This window comes from Tritonibacter horizontis, assembly GCF_001518015.1.
GTDB classification, from domain to species: Bacteria; Pseudomonadota; Alphaproteobacteria; order Rhodobacterales; family Rhodobacteraceae; genus Epibacterium; species Epibacterium horizontis.
Map to the genome: position 1 here is coordinate 13,483 of NZ_LPUY01000053.1, position 25,630 is coordinate 39,112.

Consider the following 25,630-nt stretch of genomic DNA (forward strand, 5'->3'; position numbering starts at 1 on the left):
AATGGAGTTTCTCTTTGGGCAAATGCTCGGCTTTGCCTGGGCTTTTGCGGATTTGGTCATTGATCCATGGACCTATGTCTACCTCATCAGTTCCGTCTTCCTCGGCATTGTGTTCGGTGCCCTGCCGGGGCTGACGGCGACATTGGCTGTGACCATTCTCACAGGGTTCTTTGGCAATAAGATCCCGCTGGATTACGCGTTGATTGCGCTCCTCGGGGCCTATGTCGGGGCGATCTATGGCGGATCTTATCCGTCGATCCTGCTCAATATCCCTGGTACGGCGGCCAGTGCCGCGACCGCAATGGATGGGCATCCTCTTGCCAAGCAAGGGCGCGGCGCCGAGGCGCTTGGCCTGACCACCACAGGGAGTTTTATCGGAACGCTTGTTGGCACGGTGGCGCTATTGATTTTTGTCTGGGTGCTCTTGCTGATTTCCAAAAACATTGCCAGTCCGGAGAAAGCACTCCTGGCACTGTTCGGGATCTTGTTGTCCGGCACGCTGATGAGCGAGGATCTTGCGATCAAAGGTTGGATCGCAGGGCTTATCGGGTTGGCGCTGGCCATGGTTGGCATGGATCCGATCCTGAGCGAGGCGCGTTACACCTTCGGCTGGTCCTATCTGCTGAGCGGTATTGCGGTGGTGCCGGTGCTGATGGGCGCCTTTGCCGTGCCCCAGATCATTGAGGGGCTGCGTCACCTGGAGGTTGGCAAGATGATTGAGGTGACCGGCCGCATTTTGCCAAACATGGCTGCGATCCGGCGCTATCTGCCAACCATCGGTCGTTCCGGCGTGATTGGAACCGGCGTTGGTGCACTGCCCGGTGTGGGCGAAGATGTCGCGGGCTGGGTAAGCTATGGCGTCGGCAAATCGGTCTCTGCCGAGGGGGACAAGTTCGGCAAAGGTAGCCTGGAGGGGCTGCTATGTTCGGAAACCGCGAATAACGCCTGCATCGGCGGAGCTTTGATCCCGCTCCTGGTGCTGGGTATTCCCGGCTCGCCACCGGCTGCCGCCTTGATGGGTGCGTTCAAGATCAACAACGTGATCCCCGGCCCCACCATCGACCCTGCTATCATTCTGCGCGTGGTTGCGATCATGGTGCTGGCCAGCTTTACCATGTTTGTCATGGGGTTGTTCACGGCGCGGGTGTTTATCAAGATCCTGCGGGTGCCACAGACGGTGTTTCTGCCGTTGGTCATGGTGCTGACCACCATAGGCTCGTTTAGTGTCGGCGGCGGTCTCAATGACCTTTACCTCATGCTGGGGGTGGGCGCGGTGGCCTACCTGATGAACCTCCTGAAGTACCCCATCGCGCCGCTGGTGATCGGTGTCATCCTTGGCGGTCTGTTTGACGAGACCTTCCGGCGGACGCTCTTGTTGTCCGATGGCGATCTTTTGGCCTTTGTCTCTCGTCCGGGGGCTGCAATTCTGGTGACGCTGAACGTCGCCCTCATCCTCGGCCAGCTGCCGATTGCAAAACGGGCACTGACCCGCATGAAAGGGCGCACTGTCTGATGTATGTTGTGACTGTAACCTTTACGCTCCTCCCCGGGTGTCTGACGGAATTCCTGCCCTTGATGGTGGAAAATGCCCGCCGGTCGCTGGCTGAGGAACCGGGCTGCCAGCAATTCGACGTCTGCACGGCGCGTGCAAGAAGCCCTGCCGACGAGGTCTTCCTTTATGAGATTTATGACGACGAGGCGGCCTTTGCCGCTCATCTCGACAGTGCGCATTTCAAAGCCTTTGATGCCGCCGTCGCGGGCTTTGTCGCCGCCAAGGACGTGAGGCTGTTCCGCGAGGTGCTGAGATGAGCGATTGGCAGGTTCACAGTGTCAAATATGCCGAGCGCAACATGCGCACGCGGGCGGACAGCTTTTTGTTTGATGACAATCACGATGCGCCTCATGCGATGGATTATTCCATCTGGGTACTGCGTCGCGGGGCCGAGGTCATCCTTGTCGACACGGGGTATGACGCAGTCGAGGCACATCGTCGAAACCGCCCCATTGAGATGGACCCCCGAGAAGCGCTGAAACCACTCGGGATCGTCGCCGAGGACATCACCCAGGTGATTGTCACCCATCTGCATTATGACCATGCCGGCGGGCTCCATCTGTTTCCCAATGCCACGCTGCACATGCAGACAGCCGAGATGCAGTTCGCGACGGGCCCCTGTATGTGCCACGACACTCTGCGGGCACCGTTTAGTGCCTCGCATGTCTGCGAGGCGGTGCGTCGGCTCTATTCGGGAAAGGTGGTGTTCTACGAGGGGGACGCCGAGATCGCAGAGGGTGTTACGGTTCATGCCATTGGCGGCCACTCGCGGGGCTTGCAATGCGTCCGGGTGCGCACCGCTGCGGGATGGTTGGTTCTGGCCTCGGATGCGGCGCATTTTTACGAAAACGTCTTTGCCCGCAAACCCTTCCCCATCGTGGTCGATCTGCAAAACATGCTCGATGGCTTCGCCGTGCTGGAGCGTCTTGCATCTCATTCAAGACTGATCGTGCCGGGACATGACCCGTTGGTGCGGGTGCTGTACCCCGCCGAGATCGCGCCGCATGTTTTTCGGTTGGACCATGGCCCGATACGAGATCCAAAACAGGAGGTGGGCGCATGAAGATCGGCGTTATCGCGGATGATTTCACGGGGGCGTCCGACATTGCCCTCACCCTCGCCGAAGCCGGGATGGCGACTGTTCAGTACAACGGTGTTCCAAAGGCAGCTGGGGCCAGTTCCTCAGAGGTCGCCGTTGTCGCGCTCAAGTCGCGGACCGCGCCGGTTGTCGATGCCGTCGCGCAGTCGGTTGCTGCCTGTGACTGGTTGCTGGCACAGGGAGCGGAGCAGATTGTCTTTAAGGTGTGTTCGACCTTTGACAGCACTGCCGACGGTAATATTGGTCCCGTTCTTGATGCATTGAGCACCAGATTGAATGCCGACGGCGTGATCATATGCCCGGCCTTTCCCGAAAATGGCCGCAGCGTCTATCAGGGTCATCTCTTTGTCGGGGACCGGCTGCTGAATGAAAGCGGGATGCAGGACCATCCCCTGACGCCGATGCGCGATGCGGATCTGCGTCGTGTTCTGGCGGAACAGACCCCGCGGCCTGTGGCGCATGTTCCCCTGCCTGTGGTTGCCGCAGGCCCGGAGGCTATTCGGAATGCCCTGCCGGTCACGGGGTATGCGATCGTTGATGCTGTGTCGGATTGCGACCTTCGGTCGATCGGTCGTGCGGCATGCGGGGCGTCTTTGGTCTGTGGTGGGTCGGGAATTGCATTGGGATTGCCGGAAAATTTCGGCGCCACGGCCCTTACACCGCCTTGGCAGCCGATCACCGGGCCGGGCGTGGTCCTGTCGGGGTCTTGCAGCCGGGCGACGCGCCGGCAGGTGGAGCTGTATCTTGAAACGGCGCCTGCGCGCGAAATCAGTGCAGAAGACATTCTCGAGGGGCGGACCTCTGTCGAACAGCTTTGCGATTGGGTCCTGTCGCAAGGGGTTCCCCCGATGGTGTACTCCTCCGCGGATCCGTCGACGGTGGCAGAGGTTCAGGACCGACTGGGTCGGGAGCGCACGGCGCAGGTCCTTGAGGGGACGTTTGCCCAGCTGGCGGCGCGGTTGCGGCAAGAGGGGGTGCGGCGGATCGTGGTGGCGGGGGGCGAAACCTCCGGTGCGGTGGTGCAGGGGCTTGCTGCGACCGAGCTGGAGATCGGCCCGCGCCTTGCCCCCGGTGTTCCGGTCGTGCGCCTGGTCGGGGCAGAGCCTGTCGCGTTGGCCCTGAAGTCCGGAAATTTTGGCGCGCCGCGCTTCTTTGAAGCCGCGCTTGCCCGGATGGAGGGACGTGATGTCTGAAGAAGCGCACCTGCGGGAGCAGATCTGTCGCCTCGCCAAGAGTATGTTTGATCGCGGCCTGACCTGTGGCAGCTCTGGAAACATCTCCGCGCGCCTGTCGGATGGGTCATTGCTTGTGACGCCAACAGGGCAGTCGATGGGATTTCTTGATCCGGCGCGCATCAGCCGGTTGGACACGCAGATGCGCCTGCTGTCCGGTGATGCGCCCACCAAGGAAACGCCGCTCCACGCCGCTTTTTACGAGACCCGCACCGGGGCGGGCGCAGTGGTGCACTTGCATTCGACCCATTCCGTTGCCTTGTCGATGTTGCCTGACATTGACCCTGACAACGTGTTGCCGCCGCTGACCCCATATTCGATCATGAAACTGGGCAAGGTGAAATTGTTGCCTGTCTTCATGCCCGGTGATCCGGCGATGGGCGAGGCGATCCGTGGCTTGGCTGGCCAGCGGTCTGCCGTGCTGTTGGCGAACCATGGACCCGTTGTAGCCGCCTCCGACCTGGAGGCTGCGGTCTTTGCCATGGAAGAACTGGAGGAGACGGCGAAGCTCGCTCTGCTGACGCGCGGCCTCGATCCGCAGCTTTTGGATCCGGAGATGATTGCTGCCTTGCTGGCGCGTTTCGGCTAGATCGCAATAGTCTCGAGCGGGCCTTTTGCGCCAGCATGGAACATGTGGCCTCTGCGCGGGTGGCATGACCGCTTTTGAAGGGCAGGTTGCGTCGGCCTTGGGCGGGGAGGCATGCGGTGCACGTTATGTCTCGGTCGGTAGCGCCTCCAGCAGGTCTCCTGGCTGGCATTCCAGAACGGCACAGATTTTTGCCAGCGTCTCAAACCGGATGCCTTTGACCTTTCCGGACTTCAACAGGCTGATGTTTTGCTCGGTAATGCCAACGGCCAGCGCGAGGTCGCGTGACTTCATCTTGCGCAGAGCCAAAACAACATCCAGCCGGACGACAATTTCCAGATCTTTCATATAAATGCCCGATTTTCCGACGCCACATCGGCGGCCTCTCCCATGGCCCAGCCAATCACCGTAATCAGACCGCCCGCCAGCGCGAAAAAGACCATCTCGCTGCTGATCGCGATGGAGAGGGCACGCGCATCAGGGGCATTGCCGATCGTCAGCAGGACGGAGGCCACCGGGCGCAGAACGAAGGGCGCCAACGCCAGCGCGAGAAATCCGTGGCCGATCCGTTGGATCAATGCCGCGCAGCTGTCCGTCAAAACCCGACCCTGCCGGTAGCATGCGAACAGATGCCGCATCGTGTTCAACGTAAAGAGCAAGATGGCCAGCGGAACCAGGGTCAGCGCAACAGCCGCATAGATCTGCGCCGTTGTCGCAGCGGGGGACACCGCCAGATGCCCCAATTTCTGCCCCAGAACCTCAGGCGTGATCGGGGTGACGGATAGGGACACAATCGTCGCCACAGGGATGGCGATCAGACTGAAGGTCGTCGCCCATTCCAGTATTCGCGACAAATTTTCCAACCTGTGCTTTTGGGGCATTTTTCATCCTTTCCTTTTATAATTTATCGTATCACATTAAAAAATGAATGCACAAGGAGATTCGAATGCGCTTGCTTATATTGCCTGTCCTGTTGCTGTCCGCTTGCACCAGTGTTGTTCCCGCCACCGCGTTGCGGCTGCGGTCTCTGTCCCCGATGGAGGCTGATCCGGCGGGATTTGCGGTGACCATCACATTGCCGGAGGGGTTGGATATTGAGCCGAGCTCCGCACGGCTGAAGTTCACGGTCACCAGAGCCGACACCGGCGAAATCCACGAGAATACCTTTGTACTGGATCGAATGGCCGCTGGGCAGGCCACCTATCGGGTGGCGCCAAGTGACCTTGACGCCCTGCGCGCGGCCCAAGCGGTCGCCCGCCAATGGAAGGCCGAAGCGGATGATGCGACAAGCGGTTCGCTGAATGTCACCCTGTCGCCCTGCAAGATCGGCGCGGGTCCTGCACCCGAGGCCCGGGTCAGTGTTGGCATCCGGGTGGCCAAAGATGGCCCATTCCAGCCGCTGGTCCGCAACGCCCCGATTTCAGCCATCGCCGACCCGCAGCAGATCGGCAATATGGGTGCTTGCAGCACAATCCAGTGAGGTTGAAATGTGATCCGTGATCGATGCGCCGACGAAAGAGTGGGTCTGTCCGGGTGCAAGAAATTCAGGCGACCACCATAGATTTGCCGCTTTGTCAGCGGAGGCTTGATAGCAAGCAACGCGGTGCAAAAATGAACACAACGCCTGACTTCGATATGATTGGCCAGACGGTTCCGCTTGAGACGGCGGCGACCGTGCGGGTCTATGCGGCGCTGCGCCTTTGTATCGTGGCCGTGGCCCTCTGTGTGTGTCTCCTGCAGGGGCTCCAAATCGGCTTCTGGTCAGCTGCCGGGGACCGTGTGCTTATTCTGCTCGGCCTTTGGGCTGGGTTGGGGCTTTACGGAGACGGCATTGAAGTTGCCTGGCGTAGCGTGGGACCATCGGGGCGACGTCTGATATATGGTTTCAGCCTTGTTCTCCTGGCAGGGACAGTGATGGCAGCGGGCAACCGGATCTGGTTCACCAGCTCCATGGTTGGGGTCATGCTGGTTCTGGGGGCACTGGCATACGGGTTGATACAGGTTCTGACGAACCCTCTGCGTGCTTTGCGGTTCCGGCAGATGACGAAATATCTGCGCGGGCTGCCGGGCGAGAAACGGCGCGCCATGCGGGACAGATTGGACAGGAACTTTCATTCCCTTATCGCCGAAGGGTTTGACTGATATCACCCCAGCCACGGCCCGCCCGCACCGACGCGACAACATCGGCTAAGCCGCGTCAGATCCGCTCCAGATAATAGCCGATAGCTTCGGCCAGTTCGGTTTCCTCATAGCCAAAATGAGAGCGCACAACGGCCTCAAGCTTGCGGAAGGTGGTTGCGGCTTGGGTGAAATTTGCCTCTGACGGATCGTCGATCAAGGCGTCCGCCGCGCGGTTCAGTCGGATAATCAACTCGTGCACCACCTCGTGTTCGGCCTTCAGCTTGGCCACGATGTCGCGAAACTTGCCTCCGCCGGCTGCCTCCACCCTGGGAAACATGTCGGAACTTTCGATATCATGGTGCAGCTTCAGCACCTGACATTCGCGCCCGCAAAGGGAGCCAAACCCGCGCAGGTTTTCTGTCATATCAAGCGACAGCACGATGCGTTTGAGATGCGCGGGTGGCGCATCCTTTGCCTCGATCCGGGCCAAGACCGCTGCGATCTGCGCCATCTCGGCCAGGTAGTGACGGTGAATCGCGGCCAGTTGCTGACCCTGCCTGCGGTGCTGGTCGGTCGCCTCCGGCACCGGCGGTGCCTTGGGGCGGGCAGCCTCATTCAGGGTCAGGTCGTCCAGCGCATGGGAGGAAAGATCAGTCATGCCGCATATATAGCGGTGTCCGGCGTATTTCCAAGCGCGTTTGCCTGCCAGCGACCATCACGGTATCGCGGTTCCAGGCGTCGTTTCCGACATCCGGGTCGTGGAAAGGCAAGACAGCCGTCCCTTCGGCCACTAGGTGCGGGGAGCAATTTTGCGTTGCCCTATGAACTGAGTCCCTCAAAATGTTGACCCCCCTGACATGCAGCGCCATGTTTTCCCCTGCTCAATGCGACGAAATCATTCGCTATGCCAAGGCGGGCGGCGTTCAGGAGGCGGGCCTCGTCAAGGGGCGCCAGAATGACAAAATCCGCACCGCGCGCATTGCCTGGCTGGATGAGGACGGCGACGCAGGCTGGGTTTTTTCCCAGGTGATGGCAACGGTCAGCGCCGCCAACAGATCCCATTTCAAATTCGCCCTGACCGAATTTGCCGAAAAGGTACAGATTGCAGTCTATGATGCCGCAGATGGCAGCCATTTTGACTGGCACAGCGACATCGGGGCGGGGCATTGCGCTGAGAAACGGAAGTTGACCCTGGTCGCGCAGCTAAGCGATCCGCTGACCTATGAGGGGGGGCGGTTGGAGATGAACAGCACCGGCCGGGTGGAAACCGCAGCCGTGTGTTGGGGGGATGCGACACTGTTTCCCAGCTTCACGCCGCATCGCGTGACGCCGGTGGCGTCGGGGACCCGCTGTTCGCTCACCACTTGGGTGCACGGCCCGGCCTTCCTCTAAACCCACCGGCAAATCCGCCCAAAGCCGCGCCCGTCATGGAGGCGGCGAGGCGTGATCTAGCGGACCACGTAGACCGAGCAGGTGGAATGGCGCACCACCCGTGCGGCGTTGGGACCAAGGAGGTAATCCTTGAAATCCGGCCGGTGCGCCCCGATCACGATCAGATCGGCGCCTGACAGTTTCGCCGCTTTCAACACTTCCTCATAAACATTGCCGATTGCGACGATATGGCGAACGCCCTTGTTCGCCTCTTCTCCGATCACTTTGGTGACCAGCGCATTCATCGCGGCAGAGGCGCTGTCCCTGGCGGTCTTGACATCATGGTCCTTGAAGTAGGCACCAACCACCGAGGCGCCGAAATCCGGCACTACGGTGATGACATCCAGCCGGGCGCCGTCTGCATCAGCCATCTTCTTGGCCTGTTGCAGAACTGCGGCTTCTTCGTCGCCGCGATTGATGTCGATTGCGCAGAGAACTGTCTGGGTCATGCCGTTTCTCCTTTGGTGAAGGCTCTTGCCCGCCGGGTTTGCAGGAGGCTGATCAGCGCCATCAGCAGCAGGGCGGGGATGAAGATCAGCTCCTTGGGAAGTTGATCCGCTGTCGCCTTGACGGTCACGATCTGGACAGGGGCGTCGCCGTAGAAATCAAAGCTGGACAGGGCATCGCCAAGCTCGGTGCCGAACATCGGTTCATCCAGCCGCTGCACGTCGCCTTCGGGGATGAGGATGAAACCAAGCGCGTCGAGACGCGCGGCGGCGTCCTCGCCCTCCGGCACGGTGACGGGCACGGTGACCTCCTTGATTTCCAGCGTGTCGAAATCCGGGCCGGATACAACAACGCGCCATGCGCTGCCGGGCGTGGCAGTGCCGATGGCCTCGCCGAAGGCGGCGGGGTCGATCTGTTCAAACGGCGGTTGGATCTGGTTCATGAAGAACCCGGGCCGGAACAGGGCGAAGGCGACCAGCAGCATCGCGACGGTTTCCCAGATCCGGTTGCGGGTCAGGAACCAGCCCATCGTGGCCGCAGTAAAGATCAAGATGCCAAGCGTTGCGACGACAAAGACGATAATGCCCTGCGTGACCGTCACATCAATCAGCAGCAGATCCGTGTTGAAGATAAAGACAAAGGGCAGTGCGACGGTGCGCAGGCTGTAGAAGAACGCGATAAACCCGGTGCGGATCGCATCACCGCCAGAAACGGCGGCAGCGGCGAAACTGGCCAGGCCGACGGGCGGCGTCACATCAGCCATGATCCCGAAGTAGAACACAAAGAGGTGCACCGCGATCAGTGGCACGATGAGGCCGGATTGCGCGCCAAGCTCGACGACCACCCCGACCATCAGCGATGAGACCACGATATAGTTGGCCGTTGTCGGCAGCCCCATCCCGAGGATCAGCGACAGGATCGCCACGAAAAGCAGCATCAGGATCAGATTGCCGCCGGAGAGGAATTCGACAAAATCCGCCATGACCTGCCCGATGCCGGTCAGGGAGACGGTGCCGACGATGATCCCGGCGGTTGCGGTGGCAAGGCCGATCCCGATCATGTTGCGGGCGCCGTCGATCATGCCCTGGATCAGGTCAACCAGCCCGTCGCGCAGACGGTTCAGGGCGTTTTCCTCGCCCCGGAAGAACGCCTTGAGCGATTTCTGTGTCAGCAGGATGCCAAAGAGCAGGAATGTGGCCCAGAAGGCCGACAGGCCCGGGGATTTACGCTCGATCATCAGGAAATAGACCAGAACAATGATCGGCAGCAGATAGTAGAGGCCCGATTTATAGATCTTGGCCACGTCCGGCAGTTCGACCACTTCGGCTGTTGGATCATCGGGTTCAAGATCCGGGATTTGCGCCGCCAGATAGACCAGTGCCACATAGATCAGCCCCAGCAAAGCCGACAGGATCAGCCCGGAGCCTTCGGGAAACAGCGAGACGATCGCGGAGACCGGAAATTGCGTGGCGTAGCACAGTAGCGCAAAACCGGCGAAAAAGGCAAACATGCCGCCAACCGTGCGGCCCATGCTGACCACCTTGTTGCCGATGGTGGGCATGTTGTTTTTCACTGCTTCGAGGTGAACGATATAGACCAGCGCGATATAGCTGATGATCGCGGGCAAGAAGGCGTGGGTGATGACTTCGACGTAGGAAATACCGACGTATTCCACCATCAAAAAGGCAGCAGCCCCCATCACCGGCGGCATGATCTGACCGTTGACGGAAGAGGCAACCTCGACCGAGCCGGCCTTTTCCGCGGAAAATCCGACGCGTTTCATCAACGGGATGGTGAAGGTGCCGGTGGTGACCACATTGGCGATGGACGAGCCGGAAATCAGCCCCGTCGCGGCAGAGCCGACAACGGCCGCTTTGGCCGGGCCGCCCCGCAGGTGGCCAAGCGCGCCAAAGGCCATCTTGATAAAATAGTTGCCGGCACCGGCCTTATCCAGCAGCGCGCCGAACAGCACAAAGAGAAAGACGAATTTGGTGGATACCCCAAGCGCGATGCCAAAGACACCTTCGGAGGTGATCCACATATGGCTCATCGCCTTGCGCAGCGAGGCACCGGCCCAGCGGATCTGATCGGGCACCAGTTCAGAAGAGCCGAAGAAGACGTAGAGCAGAAAGACCACCGCGAGGATCACCATGATCGGACCCAGCACCCGGTAGGAGGCGATAAACAGCAGGATTAGGCCCGCGAGGGCGAAATAGGCGTCCGATGCATCCGCCAGACCGCCATTCCCGACGATCTTCTCATAGAAGAAATAGCCATAAAGCGCGAGAAACGCGCCGGCGATGCCAAGCGCCCAGTCATAATAGGGAATGTGATCGCGTGGGCTGGATTTGAACAGCGGGTAGGCCATGGCGGCCAGGAAAACGGCAAAGGCCAGATGGATCTGACGCGAATTGTTGATCAGATCGCCGGGCAGGATATAGGGGGCGACGGGCGAGGCGAGAAGCACCTGAAAGATCGACCAGACCAGCGCCACCACGGCAATAAAAATACCGACCGCACCGGTCGGGCTTCTGGCTCCGCTGTCGCTGGCGGCAACCAGCTCTTGCAGTTCTTCTTCGCTTAGCGCGCGGTTTTCGTGTGACGACATGTAACCCCCTGCGGCCTGTTCTCAGGTCTGACCTTTTATCCGTGCAGACCTCTGTGGGCGCACGCCTTGGTTGAGTCGGGGGCGATCACCGCCCCCGACCTAGTTCACACCAGATCGCTTACTCGATCCAGCCTTGTTCGCGGTAGTATTTCGCGGCACCGGGGTGCAGCGGCGCGGACAGGCCTGCGGTTGCCATTTCTTCGGGCTTCAGATTTGCAAAGGCCGGGTGCAGGCCGGTGAAATCCTCAAAGTTCTCGAAGATGGAGCTGACGAGTGTATAGACGACCTCCTCGGATACGTTCGAGGAGCTGACAAAGGTCGCACCAACGCCAAAGGTCGTGGTGTCCTCATCGTTGCCGCGATACATGCCGCCCGGAATGGTTGCTGTCCGGTAGAAGGAGTTCTCTGCCACGAGACCGTCAACCACATCGCCGGAGACTTCGACCAGCACCGAGTCACAGGCGGTTGTGGCTTCCTGGATGGAGCCGGAGGGGTGGCCGACCGTATAGACCATCGCGTCGATCTGGTTGTCACAGAGGGCCGCGGATTGTTCGGCGGCTTTCAATTCTGTGGCCAGTGCGAAATCGTCGGTGGTCCAGCCGAGGGCTTCCATCAGCACTTCCATGGTGCCGCGCTGACCGGAGCCGGGGTTGCCGATGTTGACGCGCTTGCCTTTGAGGTCCTCGATCGAGATGATGCCGCTGTCGGCGCGGGCCACAACGGTGAAGGGTTCCGGGTGGACCGAGAAAACCGCCCGCAGTTCTTCAAACGGGCCGGCCTCTTCAAAGCGGGAAGAGCCGTTATAGGCGTGGTACTGCCAGTCGGATTGGGCGACACCGAACTCCAGCTCGCCTTCGCGGATGGTGTTGATGTTATAGACCGACCCGCCGGTGGATTCGACCGAGCAGCGGATGCCGTGATCGCGCCGGCCCTTGTTCACCAGACGGCAGATTGCGCCACCGGTGGGGTAATAAACCCCGGTCACACCGCCGGTGCCGATGGTGATGAACTCCTCCGCAATGGCGGCAGGTGCCAGCATGGCCACCGCAACGGCGCTCGCAGCCGTCAGTTTCAGTTTAGCGAACATAAAGATCTCCTTTCGATTACATGTTCTGAATCAGTCACAGGTCCCAGACTTCGGCCAGGACCCGATTGGCATCTTCTACTTCGGCGATTCTGGCGCGGGCTTCGGGGCCGGACCGGCTGATCAAAACCCCGATCAGGGTTTCCACCAGGAACATCGTGACGACGTAGGAAGAATAGAAATGGGGGCCATCGGTCGGCACGATGAAACGTGCAGACGCGTGTTTGAGCGCCGGACAGCCCAGGGAATCGGTGATCAGGACGACATAGACGTCCTGCTCTTGCGCCAGCGCCGCCGCACGGATGGCCTGAGCGGAAAAGGGCGGTTTGGTGACAATGATCAACACGTCCTCCGCCCCAAGCCCGGCAATGCCGGCCCCAAGGGAGGCGCCCATGCGACTGGCGAGGGACCAGTTTTCGGCGCAGAAACTGGCCATGTAGGACAGGTATTCGACCACGCCGGTGGACCCGAGCGCGCCCAGCAACAGCACCTTGCGGGCGCGCGAAATCCGCTCTACCGCCTCATCCAGCGCCTTGCGGTCGATTGTCTCGCCAAAGTGCTGCAGGTTCCGCTGGCAGGCGGTCAGATGTGCATCCAGAAAGCCCGCGTTTCGGTTTTGCGGGTCATTGTGCAGTCGCTCCGCGCGGGCCGCGAAATTATTGACGCGCTGGCCGATTTTCGTACGGACCTCTTCGCGCAACTCTTCGATATCGCTGTAGTCAAGCGCCCGGGCGAGCCGGGAAAATGCCGCCGGGGAGATACCGCTGTCGCGCGACACGCTGCGTAGGCTTCTGGTTGCAAGGTCAATGGGGTTGTCCACGATGTAATCCGCAGCCACGCGCAGGGCATCGCTGAGCTCACCGTAACGTTCTGTCAGTCGCACTTCGAATGTCGAAATCAAACCGGCCCCCCTAATCGCCCTGACTGTCCGTTTTGTTTCATGGGTTGTCAATGCTGGTCTCATCTGTTTCAGTGCCAGCCCATGTTGCTGCCGATTGAAGGATAGAGCATGGCACATGTCTTCCCACGACATACGACGGGAAATCTCCCATTGGCGGTCAGAGGTCAAGGGGCATATCTTTATGATTCTAATGGTAAATCATATCTTGATGGGTCGGGCGGTGCCGCCGTGTCCTGCCTTGGTCACAGCGACCCGGATGTGATTGCCGCGATCCGGTCGCAGCTGGACAGGCTCGACTTTGCGCACACCGGTTTTCTGACGTCCGAGTCGGCAGAATCACTGGCGGACAAGCTGGTTGCCCATGCGCCGGCCGGAATTGACCGGGTCTATCTGGTCTCTGGTGGGTCCGAAGCCGTCGAAGCGGCGCTGAAGCTGGCGCGCCAGTACATGCTGGAAATCGGCCAGCCGGAGCGGACCCGATTTATCGCGCGGAGGCAGAGTTACCACGGCAATACGCTTGGGGCGCTGGGCACCGGTGGCAACCTTTGGCGCCGGGCGCCGTTCGATCCGGTGATGGTCTCGGCCAGCCATATCGCGCCTTGCTATGAATATCGCGACCGTCAGGAAGGCGAGAGCCAGGAAAGCTACGGTCAGCGCGTTGCGAATGAGCTGGAAGCCGAGATTTTGCGGCTGGGGCCCGAAACGGTGATCGGTTTTCTTGCCGAGCCGGTTGTCGGGGCCACTGCGGGGGCGGTGCCTGCGGTCAAAGGCTATTTCCGGCGCATCCGCGAGATCTGCGACACCTATGGCGTGCTGCTCATCCTCGACGAGGTCATGTGCGGCATGGGGCGCACGGGGACGTTTTTTGCCTGCGAGCAGGATGAGGTCGCCCCGGACATCGTCACCATCGCCAAGGGGCTTGGCGCGGGCTATCAGCCGATCGGCGCGATGCTGTGCAGCGATGTGATCTACCGCGCCATTGAAACCGGCAGCGGGTTCTTCCAGCACGGTCATACCTATCTTGGCCATCCGGTCGCCTGCGCGGCGGCCAACGCGGTGGTGACGCGGCTGACCGAGGGTGGCCTTACCGACCGCTCAGCCGAGATGGGGGGCTACCTGATGCAGGCGCTGACCGCAGAATTCGGCGATCATCCCCATGTCGGCGATATCCGGGGACGCGGCATGTTCCGGGCGCTGGAATTCGTGGCTGATCGTGAAACCAAGATGCCGTTTGAGCCGGAACTCAAGCTGGCCGCGCGCCTGAAAGCTGCCGCGATGGAGAATGGACTGATCTGCTACCCGATGAGCGGCACCATTGATGGCCAGCGCGGCGACCATGTGCTGCTTGCGCCCCCGTTCATCTGCACGCGGGATCAGATTGACGAGCTGGTGACCAAGCTGTCCATCAGTCTGGCGGCTGTGCTATGAGGTCGCTGCCCCGGATCATGGTGGCGCCAAATGGCGCTCGTCTGCAGAAATCGGACCATCCAGCGCTGCCAATCACCGAGGCGGAGATGGTGGCCTGTGCGAAGGCCTGTTTTGCCGCCGGGGCAGGGGGGCTTCACGCGCATCTGCGCGATCCGAATGGGGGGCATCTTCTGGATGCCGCAGCGTATCAGCGACTGGTCGCGCGGCTGAAAGAAACGGTGCCACAGATGGCGGTTCAGATCACGACAGAGGCGGTCGGGCAGTATGGGCCGGACGTGCAGATGGAGATCGCCCTGATATCGGGCGCAGATATGGTCTCGGTTTCGATCCGCGAGATTCTGCGGGCGGGACAACCGGCTGCGGCGGCGTTTTTCCGAACCTGCCAGCAGGCGGGCATTGCGGTGCAGCATATCCTTTACGATCTGGAGGATTGCCGGGTATTGGTCGAGGCGTTGGACCCGGCATCGCTGGCCGCGCCGGATCTGCAACTGTTGTTTGTGCTCGGGCGCTACACAGCGGGCGGCGCCTCGTCACCGGCGGAGCTGGATCCCTTTGTTGACTGGATGAAGGCGCATCGTCTGACGCCGGACTGGGCGGTCTGTGCATTTGGTGCCGCCGAAACGGATTGCCTGTGCCGAGCGGTTGCGCGGGGCGGGAAATGCCGGGTTGGTTTCGAAAACGCGCTCGTGCTGAGCGACGGTCGGATTGCCCGCGACAACGCGGAAAAAGTGTCCGATTTGGCGGCACGGCTTGCCGAATCTGCGGCCTGATCAACTCTGGCGCGCCCTCGGTCCCCAAACCGGTCCCGCAACCGGCAAAAACAGGACAGACCATCATCAAAGGCACATGTGTTTTTTTGACACGGGTTTTGCGCAGCTTTTATCGTATACTTGCCATAGCAAGTCTCTAGGCTGTATCGGACCATCCGAAGCCAGCTGCATATACGAGCCAGCCTGAAAACAAGATTTTTGGGACCTCGAATGTTAGCTATGAAAACCTCTCTACGTGCCAGTTTGTTGTGTGGTGCGGCAGCGGCGCTGCTGCCTCTAGCTCCGGCAAAGGCGCAGGTCATCACCCTTGATCCAATCATCGTGCGTGGCAACGACCCGATTGGCGATGCTGCGGACCGCGCGACAGCGGTCTATGTCGCGGATGCGGAGCTGGAGCGTGCCCGTCTCGGTGATCTGAAGGATCTGTTTGCCGGTCTGGCCTCCGTGTCGGTAGGCGGTGCGATTCCTGTCGCGCAAAAGATCTTTGTGAACGGCGTCGATATGCTCAATCTCACGATTGCGGTGGACGGTGCGCTGCAGAACAACCGTGCCTTTCACCACGTCACCGCCAACGCGTTTGATCCGGGCATGCTCAAGTTTGTGCGGGTTGATCCGGGGATCGCAGCGGCGGACACCGGTCCAAATGCGGTTGCCGGTGCGGTCATCATGGAAACGGTTGATGCCGGTGACGTCCTGCAGGCGGGCGAAAACTTTGGTGGCACTTTCCGGCTGGGCTATGGAAGCAACGGGCAGACCGCGACGGGCTCTTTGACCCTTGCCGGGCGGACGGACCGTGGTTTCGAAATTCTCGCCTATGCCAAACGGGCCAGCGGTGATGACTATAAGGACGGCAACGGCAATGTCGTTGCGGGCACTGGTGCGGATATGAGCAGCCAGTTGTTGAAGTTCGCGTGGGAATCCGCCGAAGGGCACCGCGTGGAGTTTTCCGGCCAGCAGCTGATTGACGACGGCGCGCGCCCCTACCGGGCGAATATCGGTGACATCGTCGGGGCCACGACGCCGGCGACGCGGATCTATGACACCCGGCGCAGCAGCTATAGCCTGCGCTATGAGAACACCAACGACTTTGGCATGTGGGACCCGGAAGTGGTCTTGGGCTTTTCCGAAAGCGACATCGCGGTCCCCAGCCCATATCAAAGCTCTGGCATGTCCGACACGTTGTCTTTCAAGGCGCAAAACACTTTTCACCTGTCTGACAGCAGCACAGTGTCTGCCGGTGTCGACTATTACCGCAAATCGGCGGAGTATTCCGATCCGACGGATGGGGCACTGGAAGAAGGGTCGAACAATGTCGGGCTTTTCGCACAGTTGCGGATGGAACCGACAGAGAAATGGCGCGTGTCCGGCGGTGTGCGATACGATTGGCAGGACTTCGACGGCATCGGCGATTACGAGCAATCGGCCAACGGCGCCAGCGGTAACCTCTCCGCGACCTACCGGATCACCGATCAACTGTCGGTGCGGGCCGGCTATTCCAGTGTCTTTGGTGGCATCCCGCTGGAAGACAACTACGAATTCTGGCGGCGCTGGACCTATGATGGACTGCGCAGCACCCGGGCGCAGAACTATGTCGCGGGCCTGGACTGGAGCAACGACAGGCTGACTCTTGGCGGCGAAGTGTTCCTGACCAAGATCAACGATGCCCGCAGCGGTGGCGCAAATATAGATTTCGAAAGCCAGGGCTACAGCATCGCAGGGACATACGGCTGGGACCTCGGGTTCCTCAGGTTCAGCTACACGGACACCGATGTGAAGGTGAACGGCAATGCCTCTGGCAGCTATGAAGCGCTGGATCTTGGCGCACCGCTCGGGCAGGTCATCGCACTGGAAGTCCAGCACGAGCTGCCGGGTCAAAATCTGGTGGTCGGTGGCAGTCTCGATATGGCGCTTGATTATGACGACACCGAAGGTACTTCGGGCCAGGGGCTGGAGGGCTATGAGGTGGTGAACCTTTTTGCCGAATACACCCCGCCGTCGATGCCGGATGTGACTCTGCGCGCCTCGGTGAACAATCTGTTTGATACCGACTATGCCGACCGCGCGACCTATGGTGCGGATTATGCATCAGTGGTGCCACTGAAAGAGGCGGGCCGGTCATTCATGCTGGAACTGGTCGCCCGCTTCTGACCGCATGGCGACAGCGATGTTGAATAGTGGAGGGCTCCGGCGCATGCGGCGGGGCCTTCTTTTTGGATCACGCCCACCAGCGTCTAGGCTGTTCCCTTGCGCGAAACGGTTGGACCGCCAGCGCGATGTCTGGGCAACAACCGGGCGCTAGAAAAACTCCGGGTGGCGCGCCATGATGGCATCAACACGGGCCAGGGTGCCGGACAAGTGTTCGCGCACTGCGGCCTCGGCGCTGACATTGTCTGCCGCCTTGATCGCGTCCAGAATACGATGGTGGCAGGCGATGATCTCGGCGGTTTTGCCGGGGTCGGGGAGGTTCAGTTTGCGCAGCCGGTCGATGTGTCCCGACCGTTCGGTGACCAGATCCCAGAGATCCGGCACCTGAGTGGCTTCGAACAAGGCCCGGTGAAAGGCGCGGTCATGGATTGAAAAACTGTCCAGATCGTTCAGATCCAGGGCTTGCTGTTGGCGCTGCAACGCGCGTTCGGCCCCGGCGAGGGCGTCGTTTCGGGTGCTGGCGATCAATCGCCGCGTAACCTCGATTTCCAGCGACAGCCGCAAAAACTGGGTCTCTCTTGCGTGACAGGTGTCGATTTTTGACACTTCGGTCTTTGACTGCGGATAGATATGCAGCAGCCCTTCTTCTTCGAGCCGCATCATCGCGTCACGCACCGGGGTTTGGCTGACTCCGTAATATTCTGCGATTTCCAACCGGGAGAGATTCTGTCCAGGCGCGAGGTCCAGGTCAATAATGCGGGCTCGCATGGCCGCGTGAATCTGCTGACTCGCAGACAATTTGCGAATCTTGTTTCCGCTTCGCGACGGTTTCGTGACTGTTTTGCCCGCGTCTAGAGACATCTTTTACCCTGTTTTTATCTGGCCTTACACGTGGTCCAGCTTGGAAAGCCAGAAACCAACTATACAATTTTATTGTCATAGGTGCACTAATATATTAGTGTATCAGCATCGCAGGGAGGGAGCCTGCGTCAACCAATGGGAGGATACCTATGAAACACTCAACAGCCGCGATGTTGGCGATGACCGTCTCGGGGTTTGCGTCAATGGCCGCCGCCGAGACCTTCAACATTCAGACGTCGTTCAACGCCGGCGATTTCTCCACCCAGTACATCACCGAGAACTGGCTGCCAGAGATCGAGGCGCGGACCGAGGGCCGGATCAAGATCATCCTGACGCCAAATGGGTCCGTGGTTCCGGCGCGTGAAACACCGGATGCGGTGGCCGCCGGCGTGATTGACGGCGATTTCACATCTGTGAACTATTTTGCCGGGCTGGAGCCGGCCTATGCCATCATGGGGGATCTGATCTCCGGTTATGACACGCCCGAACAGATGCTCGGTTTCTGCAAGGACGGCGGCGGTGAGGCGATGATGCAGAAGGCCGCGGACGCGATCACCGACGGTGAAGTGACGGTTGTCGCCTGCGGGCCATACTCGCGTGAGGCCTTGGCGGCGCGGACCCCGATCCGCACCTTTGAAGATCTGCAGGGCATGAAGATCCGGTCGCCCGAAGGTCTCGCCGCGGCTGTGTTCTCCGCAGCGGGGGCCTCGCCGGTGTCGATTCCCTTCTCCGAGGTCTTTGGTGCTCTCGAAAAAGGGATCGTGGATGCGGCGGATGCCTCGGCCTATGTGAACAACGACGCGACCGGCTTGCAGGACGTCGCGCCCTATCCGTTGTACCCCGGCATTCACTCGATGCCGTCCATGCAGCTGACCGTCAACACGGCCAAATGGGACGGTCTGTCCGCCGATGATCAGGCCGCGTTGCGGACCTGGTGGTACGACGCGATGTATGCGATGGCCGCCGAAGTGTCCAAGCAGGACGCGGAAATCGCCGCGCGCGATGACGCAACCGACAAGATCGAAGTCATTGATTGGGCACAAGAAGACCGGGATCAACTGCGTGTCGTGGCGCGGCAGCAATGGGAAGACTACGCCAAAAAGTCTGAGCTCGCCCAGGAAGCGCTGGACGCGCATATTGCCTACATGACCAAAATCGGTCTGTTCAAGTAAGCCATTCCTCCCGGTGCCGCGCCGCCTTTCGGGGCGGGGCGGCATTCCATCCATTCTGATTGCCGAGGGTTTGCGATGAAACGCATTTTCGCACTCTACGCCGATGTCATGGACAACATCAGCGTCTTTGTCGGCCAGGCCTGTTCCGTGCTTTTCTTTGCCTGTATTGCGATCTCCGCCGCCGAGGTGGTGTTGCGCTATGGCTTTGATGCACCGACGCTCTGGTCCACCGAACTCGCCATGACCCTCTGTGCCAGCGCCTGGGTGCTGTCCGTGGGCTATGTGACACAACGCCACCGCCATATCTCCATCACCATGATGGAGCTGATCGTGGGCGAACGGGTCTGGCGTATCTTTCGTCTGTTTCAGATGCTGATTGCGACGGGCGCGCTCTTTGTCCTGACGCTTGCCCTGCATCACCCTGCAAGCAAGGTGCTTGGCCGGACCGAGTACTCCGGCACCGCGATGAACTCTCTGGCGCCGACCTATCTCAAGGTTCTGCTCTTTGTGGGCTGCATCTTCTACATCCTGCAATTGCTGGCCAACATCGTGCGTTGGACCCAAAACACCGAGGGAGACCTGACCGGTGGGCATTGAAATTATCACCCTTCTGATCGTGGCATCGCTGCTCGGACTGATGGCGCTCGGGGTGCCGCTGGGCATCACCACGCTGACCGTCTCGCTGGCAACTGCGATCCTGTACTTTGGCGAACGCGCCGGGTTTTTCATTGTGGCGGCCAACGTGGGCGAGGTGCTGCACAAATACGAACTGATCGCGGTGCCGTTCTTCGTCTTCATGGCCAATGTGCTGGAGCGATCTGGCATCGCAAAGTCGATGTTCGACTCCATGGCGATCATGGGCGGGCGGTTCCGGGGCTCTGTGGGCGTGCAAACCACATTTGTGGCGGTCCTGCTGGCCGCCATGTCGGGGATCATGGGCGGCGAGATCGTCATGCTTGGCCTGATTGCGCTGCCGCAGATGATGCGGCTTGGCTATGACCGCAAGCTGGCCATCGGCATCATCTGTGCGGCCGGGGCGCTGGCGACCCTGATCCCGCCGTCGGTGGTGCTGATCATCTACGGGCTTGCAGCGCAGGTTTCGATCACCAAGCTGTTTGCCGCCTCTGCCGTGCCGGGGCTGATCCTGGCGACTCTCTATATCATCTACATCCTCGTTCGGGTGCGCCTGAACCCGTCGCTGGCGCCGATCTATGACGTGCCGGAAACCGGGCTGCCGTTCTTCCAACGAATGCGGTACCTCAAGGGCATCATCTTGCCGGCCCTTTTGATCGGCACCGTGCTTGGGGTGATCTACTCCGGTGTGGCCACGGTGACCGAAGCCGCTGCCATTGGTGCCGTCGGAGCCCTTGTGGTGGCCGCCGCCCGCAAGGAGCTGAACTGGGTCATGGCGCGCGATGCGATGCGGCAGACGGTTCTGACGGTCGGTTCGATCATCTGGCTGGTCATCGGGGCGGTGTCACTGATCGGGATCTACAACCGGATCGGCGGCGGCGAGTTCCTGCGCGGCGTTCTGACCTCGCTCGATATCGGGCCGATCTGGGTGATTGTCGTGATGATGCTGATCGTCATGGTGCTGGGCACCTTCCTGGAATGGATCGCAATCATCTTTATCACCGTGCCGATCTTTGCGCCGGTGGTCATTGACCTTGGGTTTGACCCGGTGTGGTTCGGGGTGCTCTTTGCCATGAATATCCAGATGTATTACCTGTCGCCGCCGTTTGGACCGGCCTGTTTCTTCCTGAAATCGGTCGCGCCCAAGGAAATCCAGCTTCAGGAGATCTTTGTGGCGGTGCTGCCCTTCATCGCGCTGCAGGCGGTTGGCCTGTTTCTTGTCCTGGCGTTTCCGCAGCTCGCGCTGTGGCTGCCCTCGATGCTGGATTGAGGCGAAAGGAGATAGATATGTCCGATCAAGATCTCACCAAACAAGACGAGGATCTGCCCGCCCCCGAATACCAGGGGGAAGAACGCCGGGATGGCCACAGCTTTGGCAGCTGGCCCGAAGTCCTGGGTCTGGTGTTCACGATTTTCGTGTGCTGGCTGATTTTCAATTTCCGAGGGTAACCCCATGACAACACCAACGAAAAAAGCCCCGCAAGATCTGCGGTCGGCCCGGTGGTTTGCACCGGATGACCTGCGGTCCTTTGGCCACCGCTCGCGGATGATGCAACTGGGCTACGCGGAGGAAGAGTTCCGGGACAAGCCGATCATTGGCGTGCTGCACACCTGGTCCGAGCTCAACACCTGTCACAGTCATTTCCCCGAGCGGATCAAGGATGTGAAACGCGGTGTGGCGCAGGCGGGCGGTTTCGCGGTCGAGATGCCCGCACTGTCCGTCGACGAAAGCTTTACCAAGCCGACGTCGATGCTCTATCGCAATATGCTGGCGATGGAAGTCGAGGAGATGATCCGGTCGCATCCCTTGGACGGCGTTGTCCTGATGGGCGGCTGCGACAAGACCACGCCGGGTCTGGTGATGGGGGCCACCTCGGCGGGGGTGCCGATGATCTTTTTGCCGGCCGGGCCGATGCTGCGCGGCAATTACGCGGGCAAGATCCTCGGATCCGGCTCGGATGCCTGGAAATACTGGGACGAGCGGCGCGCAGGCAATATTTCCGATCAGGAATGGCTTGGCGTGCAGGGCGGTATCGCACGGTCGGCCGGCACCTGCATGACCATGGGCACCGCCGCGACGATGATGTCGATTACGGATGCCATGGGGCTGACCATGTCTGGTGCCTCCTCCATTCCGGCCGTTGACAGCAATCACCAGCGGATGTCTGCGGCCTGCGGGCGGCGGATCGTGGATATGGTCTGGGATGACATGACGCCAGACAAGATCATCACCGATGCTTCGGTGCGCAATGCCGCGATGGTGGCGATGGCGACGGGCTGTTCGACCAATGCGGTTGTACACCTGATTGCGATGGCGCGTCGCGCGGGCGTGGCCCTGACGCTGGATGACCTTGATGCGCTGGGTCGCAACACGCCGCTGATTGCCAATGTCCGTCCCTCCGGCAAGGATTACCTGATGGAGGATTTCTACTACGCGGGCGGGTTGCGTGCGCTGATGAAACAGATGGAAGCGCGGCTTGATACTTCCTGCATCACCGTGACGGGCAAGACCCTGGGCGAAAACCTGGAAGGCGCGGAGGTCTATAATGACGACGTGATCCGACCGCTGGGGAACCCCGTCTATCATGAAGGCTCGCTTGCGGTGCTCAAGGGCAATCTCTGCCCGCAGGGGGCGGTGATCAAACCGGCGGCGTGCGATCCGAAATACTATGTGCACGAAGGTCCGGCACTGGTGTTTGACAGCTACCCGGAGATGAAAGCTGCCGTGGATGACGACACACTCGACATCACGCCGGATCATGTCATGGTCCTGCGCAATGCAGGCCCTCTGGGCGGGCCGGGATTCCCCGAGTGGGGGATGCTTCCCATCCCCAAGGCGCTGATCAAACAGGGCCACCGCGACATGCTGCGGATCTCTGACGCACGCATGTCGGGCACGTCCTATGGTGCCTGTGTGTTGCACGTCAGCCCGGAAAGTTTCGCAGGTGGACCGCTGGCTTTGCTCCGGACCGGTGACATGATACGGCTTGATTTGCCCAAAAGACGGCTGGATATGCTGGTGGATGAAATCGAACTCGAGAGTCGGCGTGCCGCCCTTACACCGCCCAAACCAAGGTTTGAACGTGGCTATGGCTATATGTTTTCCAAACATGTTACGCAGGCGGACGAGGGCTGTGACTTTGATTTCCTGCAAACCGACTTCGGCAAAACAGCCGGTGAACCTGATATCTTCTGAAGGAATTTTTTGATGACGGACTATGTCCTCTCGAATGAAACGCGCGACAAATTGAAACGTATCTCTACCGCTTCAATCGCGACCCAGCTTTATAAGCGCGGCCTGCGCAATCAGTTCATCCAAGGCGTGCGCCCGGTTTCTGACAAGGCGGTGAATATGGTGGGGCAGGCCTTCACGCTGCGCTACATTCCCGCCCGCGAAGATCGCAACCAGCTGGAGGTGTTTCGCAATCCGGACCACCCGCAGCGCGTCGCCGTTGAAACCTGCCCCGAAGGCCAGATCCTGGTGATGGATGCACGCGGCGATGCCTCGGCTGCGACCGCCGGCTCCATCCTGGTGACCCGGCTGGCGGTGCGTGGCTGTGCCGGTGTCGTTTCGGACGGTGGGTTCCGCGATGCCAAGGGGATTGGTGAGCTGGACATGCCAGCCTATTGCGCCAACCCCTCGGCGCCGACCAACCTGACCAAGCATGAGGCGCTTGATATCAACGTGCCGATTGCCTGTGGCGAAGCCCCGGTGTTTCCCGGCGATGTGCTGGTTGGGGATGGCGACGGCGTCATGGTGATCCCGGCCCATCTGGCGGATGAAATCGCAGAGGTCTGCGCTGGAATGGAAAGTTTCGAAGACTTCGTATTGGAAGAGGTGGTGAACGGCGCCCCGATCATCGGCCTTTACCCCTGCACCAAGCCGGAGAACGAAGAGAAGTTCAAAGCCTGGCGCGAAAAGAATGGCCGCTGATCTACACAGAAAAAGTAGATTGTGACGACAAAGAGCGCCGCTTTAGCGGCGCTTGTTCTGATTAAGGAAGGAAAACGCATGACGTTCACCCCCCATGGCAAACATCTGGTCGCAGGCAATTGGTGCGGTTCGGATCAAAGTTTCACCTCTGAACCTGCGCATGGCGAAGCCTTTGAGTTCAGCATTGGTACGCCTGCATTGGTTGATGAGGCGGTGCGCGCCGCCGAGGATGCATTCTGGAGCTATAGTGACACATCGCGGGAGGAGCGCGCGGTCTTTCTGGAGACCATCGCGCAGGAAATAGATGCACGCGGCGATGCGGTCACTGAGATCGGCACATCGGAAACCGGCCTGCCAGAGGCACGGCTTGTGGGAGAACGCGGGCGGACGACCGGCCAGCTGCGCCTGTTTGCCAGCCATATTCGCGATGGGGCCTACCTCGACCGCCGTCATGACGCGGCATTGCCCGACCGCGCGCCGCTGCCGCGCCCGGATTTGCGGATGATGCAACGTCCGATCGGGCCGGTTGCCGTCTTTGGCGCGTCCAACTTTCCGCTCGCCTTTTCGACCGCTGGCGGCGACACGGCCTCGGCGCTTGCGGCAGGGTGTCCGGTTGTGGTCAAGGGGCACTCGGCCCACCCCGGCACCGGCGAGATCATCGCCGAGGCCATTCATGCGGCGATCCAGAAATGCGGGCTGCATCCCGGTGTTTTCTCCCTGATCCAGGGCGGAAAGCGGGATGTCGGCCAGGCGCTGGTGCAGCACCCGTTGATCAAGGCTGTCGGCTTTACCGGATCGCTTGGCGGCGGGCGGGCGCTGTTTGACCTCTGTGCAGCGCGTCCGGAACCGATCCCGTTTTTCGGCGAACTGGGGTCGGTCAACCCGATGTTCATCCTGCCTGCGGCATTGCATGCCCGCGGCGCAGAGATCGCAGCGGGCTGGGCCGGGTCGCTGACCATGGGGGCGGGACAGTTTTGCACCAATCCCGGTATCTCGGTCCTGATGGACGGCCCGGAGGCAGATGCCTTTGTCGCTGCCGCTACCGCGGCACTTGAACCGATGGGGGCGCAGACGATGCTGACCGACGGGATCGCGCAGGCCTACCGCGCGGGTCGGGATCGCATCGCGGCAACGCAAGGGGCGCAGTCGCTGTTGTCGGCAAGCTGCGAGGGGCGTGAGGCAACGCCCAATCTGTTTGCCATCACAGGCAAGGCATGGCTTGCCAACGAGGAACTGGGCGAAGAGGTCTTTGGCCCGCTGGGATTGATCGTGCGGGTTGCGGATCTGGATGAGATGATGGCGGTGGCCCGCAGTCTGCAGGGGCAGCTGACCTGCACGCTGCATCTCGATGACAGCGATTCGGCACCGGCGCGTGATCTTTTGCGTGTGCTGGAACGCAAGGCGGGGCGCATTCTGGCCAATGGATTTCCGACCGGCGTCGAGGTCTGCGAGGCCATGGTGCACGGTGGACCATATCCTGCCTCGACCAATTTCGGCGCCACCTCTGTCGGCACGCTGGCCATTCGGCGGTTCCTGCGGCCGGTGAGCTATCAGAACCTGCCCGAGGGCATTCTGCCAAACGACCTGATCTAACCGCAGGTCTGTGTTGGAATCGCTTTGAGCCAC

26 protein-coding genes are annotated in these 25,630 nt (G+C 60.6%); 18 read left to right on the plus strand and 8 right to left on the minus strand.

Annotation, left to right across the window (positions count from 1 at the left end; all coding sequences use genetic code 11):
• Position 1 precedes the first annotated feature (1 nt).
• From TRIHO_RS08605 to otnC, 5 genes are read left to right on the plus strand one after another with little or no spacing between them, the layout of a single operon-like run.
• Positions 2-1,513 (plus strand): tripartite tricarboxylate transporter permease, encoded by a 1,512-nt coding sequence (locus TRIHO_RS08605; RefSeq protein WP_068242073.1) that lies wholly within the window; start codon positions 2-4, stop codon positions 1,511-1,513.
• Complete coding sequence (locus TRIHO_RS08610; RefSeq protein ID WP_068242076.1) at positions 1,513-1,809, plus strand: putative quinol monooxygenase; 297 nt, start codon at positions 1,513-1,515, stop codon at positions 1,807-1,809. Before TRIHO_RS08605 ends, TRIHO_RS08610 begins: the two co-directional genes overlap by 1 nt.
• Positions 1,806-2,615 (plus strand): N-acyl homoserine lactonase family protein, encoded by an 810-nt coding sequence (locus TRIHO_RS08615; RefSeq protein WP_068242078.1) that lies wholly within the window; start codon positions 1,806-1,808, stop codon positions 2,613-2,615. The genes TRIHO_RS08610 and TRIHO_RS08615 overlap by 4 nt, the downstream gene beginning before the upstream one ends.
• A complete protein-coding gene (gene otnK / locus TRIHO_RS08620) occupies positions 2,612-3,844 on the plus strand; it encodes a 3-oxo-tetronate kinase (RefSeq protein ID WP_068242080.1) in 1,233 nt (410 codons plus the stop codon). Before TRIHO_RS08615 ends, otnK begins: the two co-directional genes overlap by 4 nt.
• Positions 3,837-4,472 carry a 3-oxo-tetronate 4-phosphate decarboxylase gene (otnC, locus tag TRIHO_RS08625; RefSeq protein ID WP_068242081.1) on the plus strand — a complete coding sequence of 212 codons (636 nt, stop codon included), beginning with the start codon at positions 3,837-3,839 and terminating at the stop codon, positions 4,470-4,472. The genes otnK and otnC overlap by 8 nt, the downstream gene beginning before the upstream one ends.
• 123 nt (positions 4,473-4,595) lie before the next feature.
• Here the strand turns inward: otnC and TRIHO_RS08630 are convergent, their stop codons facing one another.
• Positions 4,596-4,817 (minus strand): helix-turn-helix domain-containing protein, encoded by a 222-nt coding sequence (locus tag TRIHO_RS08630; protein ID WP_207498656.1) that lies wholly within the window; start codon positions 4,815-4,817, stop codon positions 4,596-4,598.
• Positions 4,814-5,350, minus strand: a complete 537-nt coding sequence (locus TRIHO_RS08635; protein ID WP_068242082.1) for a hypothetical protein — start codon at positions 5,348-5,350, stop codon at positions 4,814-4,816. Before TRIHO_RS08635 ends, TRIHO_RS08630 begins: the two co-directional genes overlap by 4 nt.
• Positions 5,351-5,415: 65 nt before the next feature.
• On the opposite strand from TRIHO_RS08635, the gene TRIHO_RS08640 reads away from it, so the two are divergent.
• Positions 5,416-5,949 (plus strand): hypothetical protein, encoded by a 534-nt coding sequence (locus tag TRIHO_RS08640; protein ID WP_068242083.1) that lies wholly within the window; start codon positions 5,416-5,418, stop codon positions 5,947-5,949.
• A 131-nt stretch (positions 5,950-6,080) separates the two neighbouring features.
• The gene (locus tag TRIHO_RS08645; RefSeq protein WP_068242084.1) at positions 6,081-6,611 is read left to right on the plus strand and encodes a hypothetical protein; all 531 of its coding nucleotides are present in this window, start codon (positions 6,081-6,083) and stop codon (positions 6,609-6,611) included.
• Between the two features lie 55 nt (positions 6,612-6,666).
• Here TRIHO_RS08645 and TRIHO_RS08650 read toward each other — a convergent pair whose 3' ends face one another.
• A complete protein-coding gene (locus TRIHO_RS08650) occupies positions 6,667-7,248 on the minus strand; it encodes a hemerythrin domain-containing protein (protein ID WP_068242089.1) in 582 nt (193 codons plus the stop codon).
• A 209-nt stretch (positions 7,249-7,457) separates the two neighbouring features.
• Between TRIHO_RS08650 and TRIHO_RS08655 the strand changes: the two genes are divergently transcribed.
• Positions 7,458-7,982, plus strand: coding sequence for a 2OG-Fe(II) oxygenase (locus TRIHO_RS08655; protein WP_232367742.1), 525 nt, complete (start codon positions 7,458-7,460; stop codon positions 7,980-7,982).
• A 56-nt stretch (positions 7,983-8,038) separates the two neighbouring features.
• Here TRIHO_RS08655 and TRIHO_RS08660 read toward each other — a convergent pair whose 3' ends face one another.
• The 4 genes from TRIHO_RS08660 to TRIHO_RS08675 form a co-directional block, all read right to left on the minus strand.
• A complete protein-coding gene (locus tag TRIHO_RS08660; RefSeq protein ID WP_068242091.1) occupies positions 8,039-8,470 on the minus strand; it encodes a universal stress protein in 432 nt (143 codons plus the stop codon).
• A complete protein-coding gene (locus TRIHO_RS08665) occupies positions 8,467-11,076 on the minus strand; it encodes a TRAP transporter permease (RefSeq protein ID WP_068242092.1) in 2,610 nt (869 codons plus the stop codon). The genes TRIHO_RS08660 and TRIHO_RS08665 overlap by 4 nt, the downstream gene beginning before the upstream one ends.
• A 118-nt stretch (positions 11,077-11,194) precedes the next feature.
• Positions 11,195-12,163, minus strand: a complete 969-nt coding sequence (locus TRIHO_RS08670) for a TAXI family TRAP transporter solute-binding subunit (protein WP_068242093.1) — start codon at positions 12,161-12,163, stop codon at positions 11,195-11,197.
• Between the two features lie 34 nt (positions 12,164-12,197).
• Positions 12,198-13,061: a MurR/RpiR family transcriptional regulator gene (locus TRIHO_RS08675; protein ID WP_068242095.1), complete on the minus strand. Its 864-nt coding sequence runs from the start codon at positions 13,059-13,061 to the stop codon at positions 12,198-12,200.
• A 108-nt stretch (positions 13,062-13,169) separates the two neighbouring features.
• Here TRIHO_RS08675 and TRIHO_RS08680 point away from each other — a divergent pair, with 108 nt between their 5' ends.
• The 3 genes from TRIHO_RS08680 to TRIHO_RS08690 all read left to right on the plus strand — a co-directional run bounded on the left by TRIHO_RS08680 (position 13,170) and on the right by TRIHO_RS08690 (position 17,407).
• Complete coding sequence (locus TRIHO_RS08680) at positions 13,170-14,489, plus strand: aspartate aminotransferase family protein (protein WP_068242100.1); 1,320 nt, start codon at positions 13,170-13,172, stop codon at positions 14,487-14,489.
• Entirely contained in the window at positions 14,486-15,259 is a 774-nt protein-coding gene (locus TRIHO_RS08685) for a BKACE family enzyme (RefSeq protein ID WP_068242102.1), read from the plus strand. Before TRIHO_RS08680 ends, TRIHO_RS08685 begins: the two co-directional genes overlap by 4 nt.
• Positions 15,260-15,469: 210 nt before the next feature.
• Entirely contained in the window at positions 15,470-17,407 is a 1,938-nt protein-coding gene (locus TRIHO_RS08690; protein WP_068242104.1) for a TonB-dependent receptor plug domain-containing protein, read from the plus strand.
• Between the two features lie 147 nt (positions 17,408-17,554).
• On the opposite strand, the gene TRIHO_RS08695 is transcribed toward TRIHO_RS08690, so the two are convergent.
• Positions 17,555-18,265, minus strand: coding sequence for a GntR family transcriptional regulator (locus TRIHO_RS08695; RefSeq protein ID WP_068242111.1), 711 nt, complete (start codon positions 18,263-18,265; stop codon positions 17,555-17,557).
• A gap of 149 nt (positions 18,266-18,414) precedes the next feature.
• Here TRIHO_RS08695 and dctP point away from each other — a divergent pair, with 149 nt between their 5' ends.
• The 7 genes from dctP (at position 18,415) to TRIHO_RS08725 (ending at position 25,597) form a co-directional block, all read left to right on the plus strand.
• Positions 18,415-19,437: a TRAP transporter substrate-binding protein DctP gene (dctP, locus tag TRIHO_RS08700; protein ID WP_068242114.1), complete on the plus strand. Its 1,023-nt coding sequence runs from the start codon at positions 18,415-18,417 to the stop codon at positions 19,435-19,437.
• A 75-nt stretch (positions 19,438-19,512) separates the two neighbouring features.
• A complete protein-coding gene (locus tag TRIHO_RS08705) occupies positions 19,513-20,034 on the plus strand; it encodes a TRAP transporter small permease subunit (RefSeq protein ID WP_068242116.1) in 522 nt (173 codons plus the stop codon).
• Complete coding sequence (locus TRIHO_RS08710) at positions 20,024-21,340, plus strand: TRAP transporter large permease (protein WP_068242118.1); 1,317 nt, start codon at positions 20,024-20,026, stop codon at positions 21,338-21,340. The genes TRIHO_RS08705 and TRIHO_RS08710 overlap by 11 nt, the downstream gene beginning before the upstream one ends.
• Positions 21,341-21,357: 17 nt before the next feature.
• Positions 21,358-21,519 carry a hypothetical protein gene (locus TRIHO_RS23855; RefSeq protein ID WP_165595898.1) on the plus strand — a complete coding sequence of 54 codons (162 nt, stop codon included), beginning with the start codon at positions 21,358-21,360 and terminating at the stop codon, positions 21,517-21,519.
• Between the two features lie 4 nt (positions 21,520-21,523).
• Positions 21,524-23,266: an L-arabinonate dehydratase gene (gene araD / locus TRIHO_RS08715; RefSeq protein WP_068242120.1), complete on the plus strand. Its 1,743-nt coding sequence runs from the start codon at positions 21,524-21,526 to the stop codon at positions 23,264-23,266.
• A gap of 12 nt (positions 23,267-23,278) precedes the next feature.
• Positions 23,279-24,004, plus strand: coding sequence for a ribonuclease activity regulator RraA (locus TRIHO_RS08720; protein ID WP_068242121.1), 726 nt, complete (start codon positions 23,279-23,281; stop codon positions 24,002-24,004).
• Positions 24,005-24,082: 78 nt separating this feature from the next.
• A complete protein-coding gene (locus TRIHO_RS08725; RefSeq protein ID WP_068242123.1) occupies positions 24,083-25,597 on the plus strand; it encodes an aldehyde dehydrogenase (NADP(+)) in 1,515 nt (504 codons plus the stop codon).
• Positions 25,598-25,630 lie beyond the last annotated feature (33 nt).

Excerpts from the sequence above, each read along its gene's own strand:
- TRIHO_RS08605 (WP_068242073.1), top strand. The coding sequence starts at position 2 with ATGGAGTTTCTCTTTGGGCAAATGCTCGGCTTTGCCTGGGCTTTTGCG.
- TRIHO_RS08610 (WP_068242076.1), top strand. The coding sequence starts at position 1,513 with ATGTATGTTGTGACTGTAACCTTTACGCTCCTCCCCGGGTGTCTGACG.
- TRIHO_RS08615 (WP_068242078.1), top strand. The coding sequence starts at position 1,806 with ATGAGCGATTGGCAGGTTCACAGTGTCAAATATGCCGAGCGCAACATG.
- otnK (WP_068242080.1), top strand. The coding sequence starts at position 2,612 with ATGAAGATCGGCGTTATCGCGGATGATTTCACGGGGGCGTCCGACATT.
- otnC (WP_068242081.1), top strand. The coding sequence starts at position 3,837 with ATGTCTGAAGAAGCGCACCTGCGGGAGCAGATCTGTCGCCTCGCCAAG.
- TRIHO_RS08630 (WP_207498656.1), bottom strand. The coding sequence starts at position 4,817 with ATGAAAGATCTGGAAATTGTCGTCCGGCTGGATGTTGTTTTGGCTCTG.
- TRIHO_RS08635 (WP_068242082.1), bottom strand. The coding sequence starts at position 5,350 with ATGCCCCAAAAGCACAGGTTGGAAAATTTGTCGCGAATACTGGAATGG.
- TRIHO_RS08640 (WP_068242083.1), top strand. The coding sequence starts at position 5,416 with ATGCGCTTGCTTATATTGCCTGTCCTGTTGCTGTCCGCTTGCACCAGT.
- TRIHO_RS08645 (WP_068242084.1), top strand. The coding sequence starts at position 6,081 with ATGAACACAACGCCTGACTTCGATATGATTGGCCAGACGGTTCCGCTT.
- TRIHO_RS08650 (WP_068242089.1), bottom strand. The coding sequence starts at position 7,248 with ATGACTGATCTTTCCTCCCATGCGCTGGACGACCTGACCCTGAATGAG.
- TRIHO_RS08655 (WP_232367742.1), top strand. The coding sequence starts at position 7,458 with ATGTTTTCCCCTGCTCAATGCGACGAAATCATTCGCTATGCCAAGGCG.
- TRIHO_RS08660 (WP_068242091.1), bottom strand. The coding sequence starts at position 8,470 with ATGACCCAGACAGTTCTCTGCGCAATCGACATCAATCGCGGCGACGAA.
- TRIHO_RS08665 (WP_068242092.1), bottom strand. The coding sequence starts at position 11,076 with ATGTCGTCACACGAAAACCGCGCGCTAAGCGAAGAAGAACTGCAAGAG.
- TRIHO_RS08670 (WP_068242093.1), bottom strand. The coding sequence starts at position 12,163 with ATGTTCGCTAAACTGAAACTGACGGCTGCGAGCGCCGTTGCGGTGGCC.
- TRIHO_RS08680 (WP_068242100.1), top strand. The coding sequence starts at position 13,170 with ATGGCACATGTCTTCCCACGACATACGACGGGAAATCTCCCATTGGCG.
- TRIHO_RS08685 (WP_068242102.1), top strand. The coding sequence starts at position 14,486 with ATGAGGTCGCTGCCCCGGATCATGGTGGCGCCAAATGGCGCTCGTCTG.
- TRIHO_RS08690 (WP_068242104.1), top strand. The coding sequence starts at position 15,470 with ATGTTAGCTATGAAAACCTCTCTACGTGCCAGTTTGTTGTGTGGTGCG.
- TRIHO_RS08695 (WP_068242111.1), bottom strand. The coding sequence starts at position 18,265 with ATGTCTCTAGACGCGGGCAAAACAGTCACGAAACCGTCGCGAAGCGGA.
- dctP (WP_068242114.1), top strand. The coding sequence starts at position 18,415 with ATGAAACACTCAACAGCCGCGATGTTGGCGATGACCGTCTCGGGGTTT.
- TRIHO_RS08705 (WP_068242116.1), top strand. The coding sequence starts at position 19,513 with ATGAAACGCATTTTCGCACTCTACGCCGATGTCATGGACAACATCAGC.
- TRIHO_RS23855 (WP_165595898.1), top strand. The coding sequence starts at position 21,358 with ATGTCCGATCAAGATCTCACCAAACAAGACGAGGATCTGCCCGCCCCC.
- araD (WP_068242120.1), top strand. The coding sequence starts at position 21,524 with ATGACAACACCAACGAAAAAAGCCCCGCAAGATCTGCGGTCGGCCCGG.
- TRIHO_RS08720 (WP_068242121.1), top strand. The coding sequence starts at position 23,279 with ATGACGGACTATGTCCTCTCGAATGAAACGCGCGACAAATTGAAACGT.
- TRIHO_RS08725 (WP_068242123.1), top strand. The coding sequence starts at position 24,083 with ATGACGTTCACCCCCCATGGCAAACATCTGGTCGCAGGCAATTGGTGC.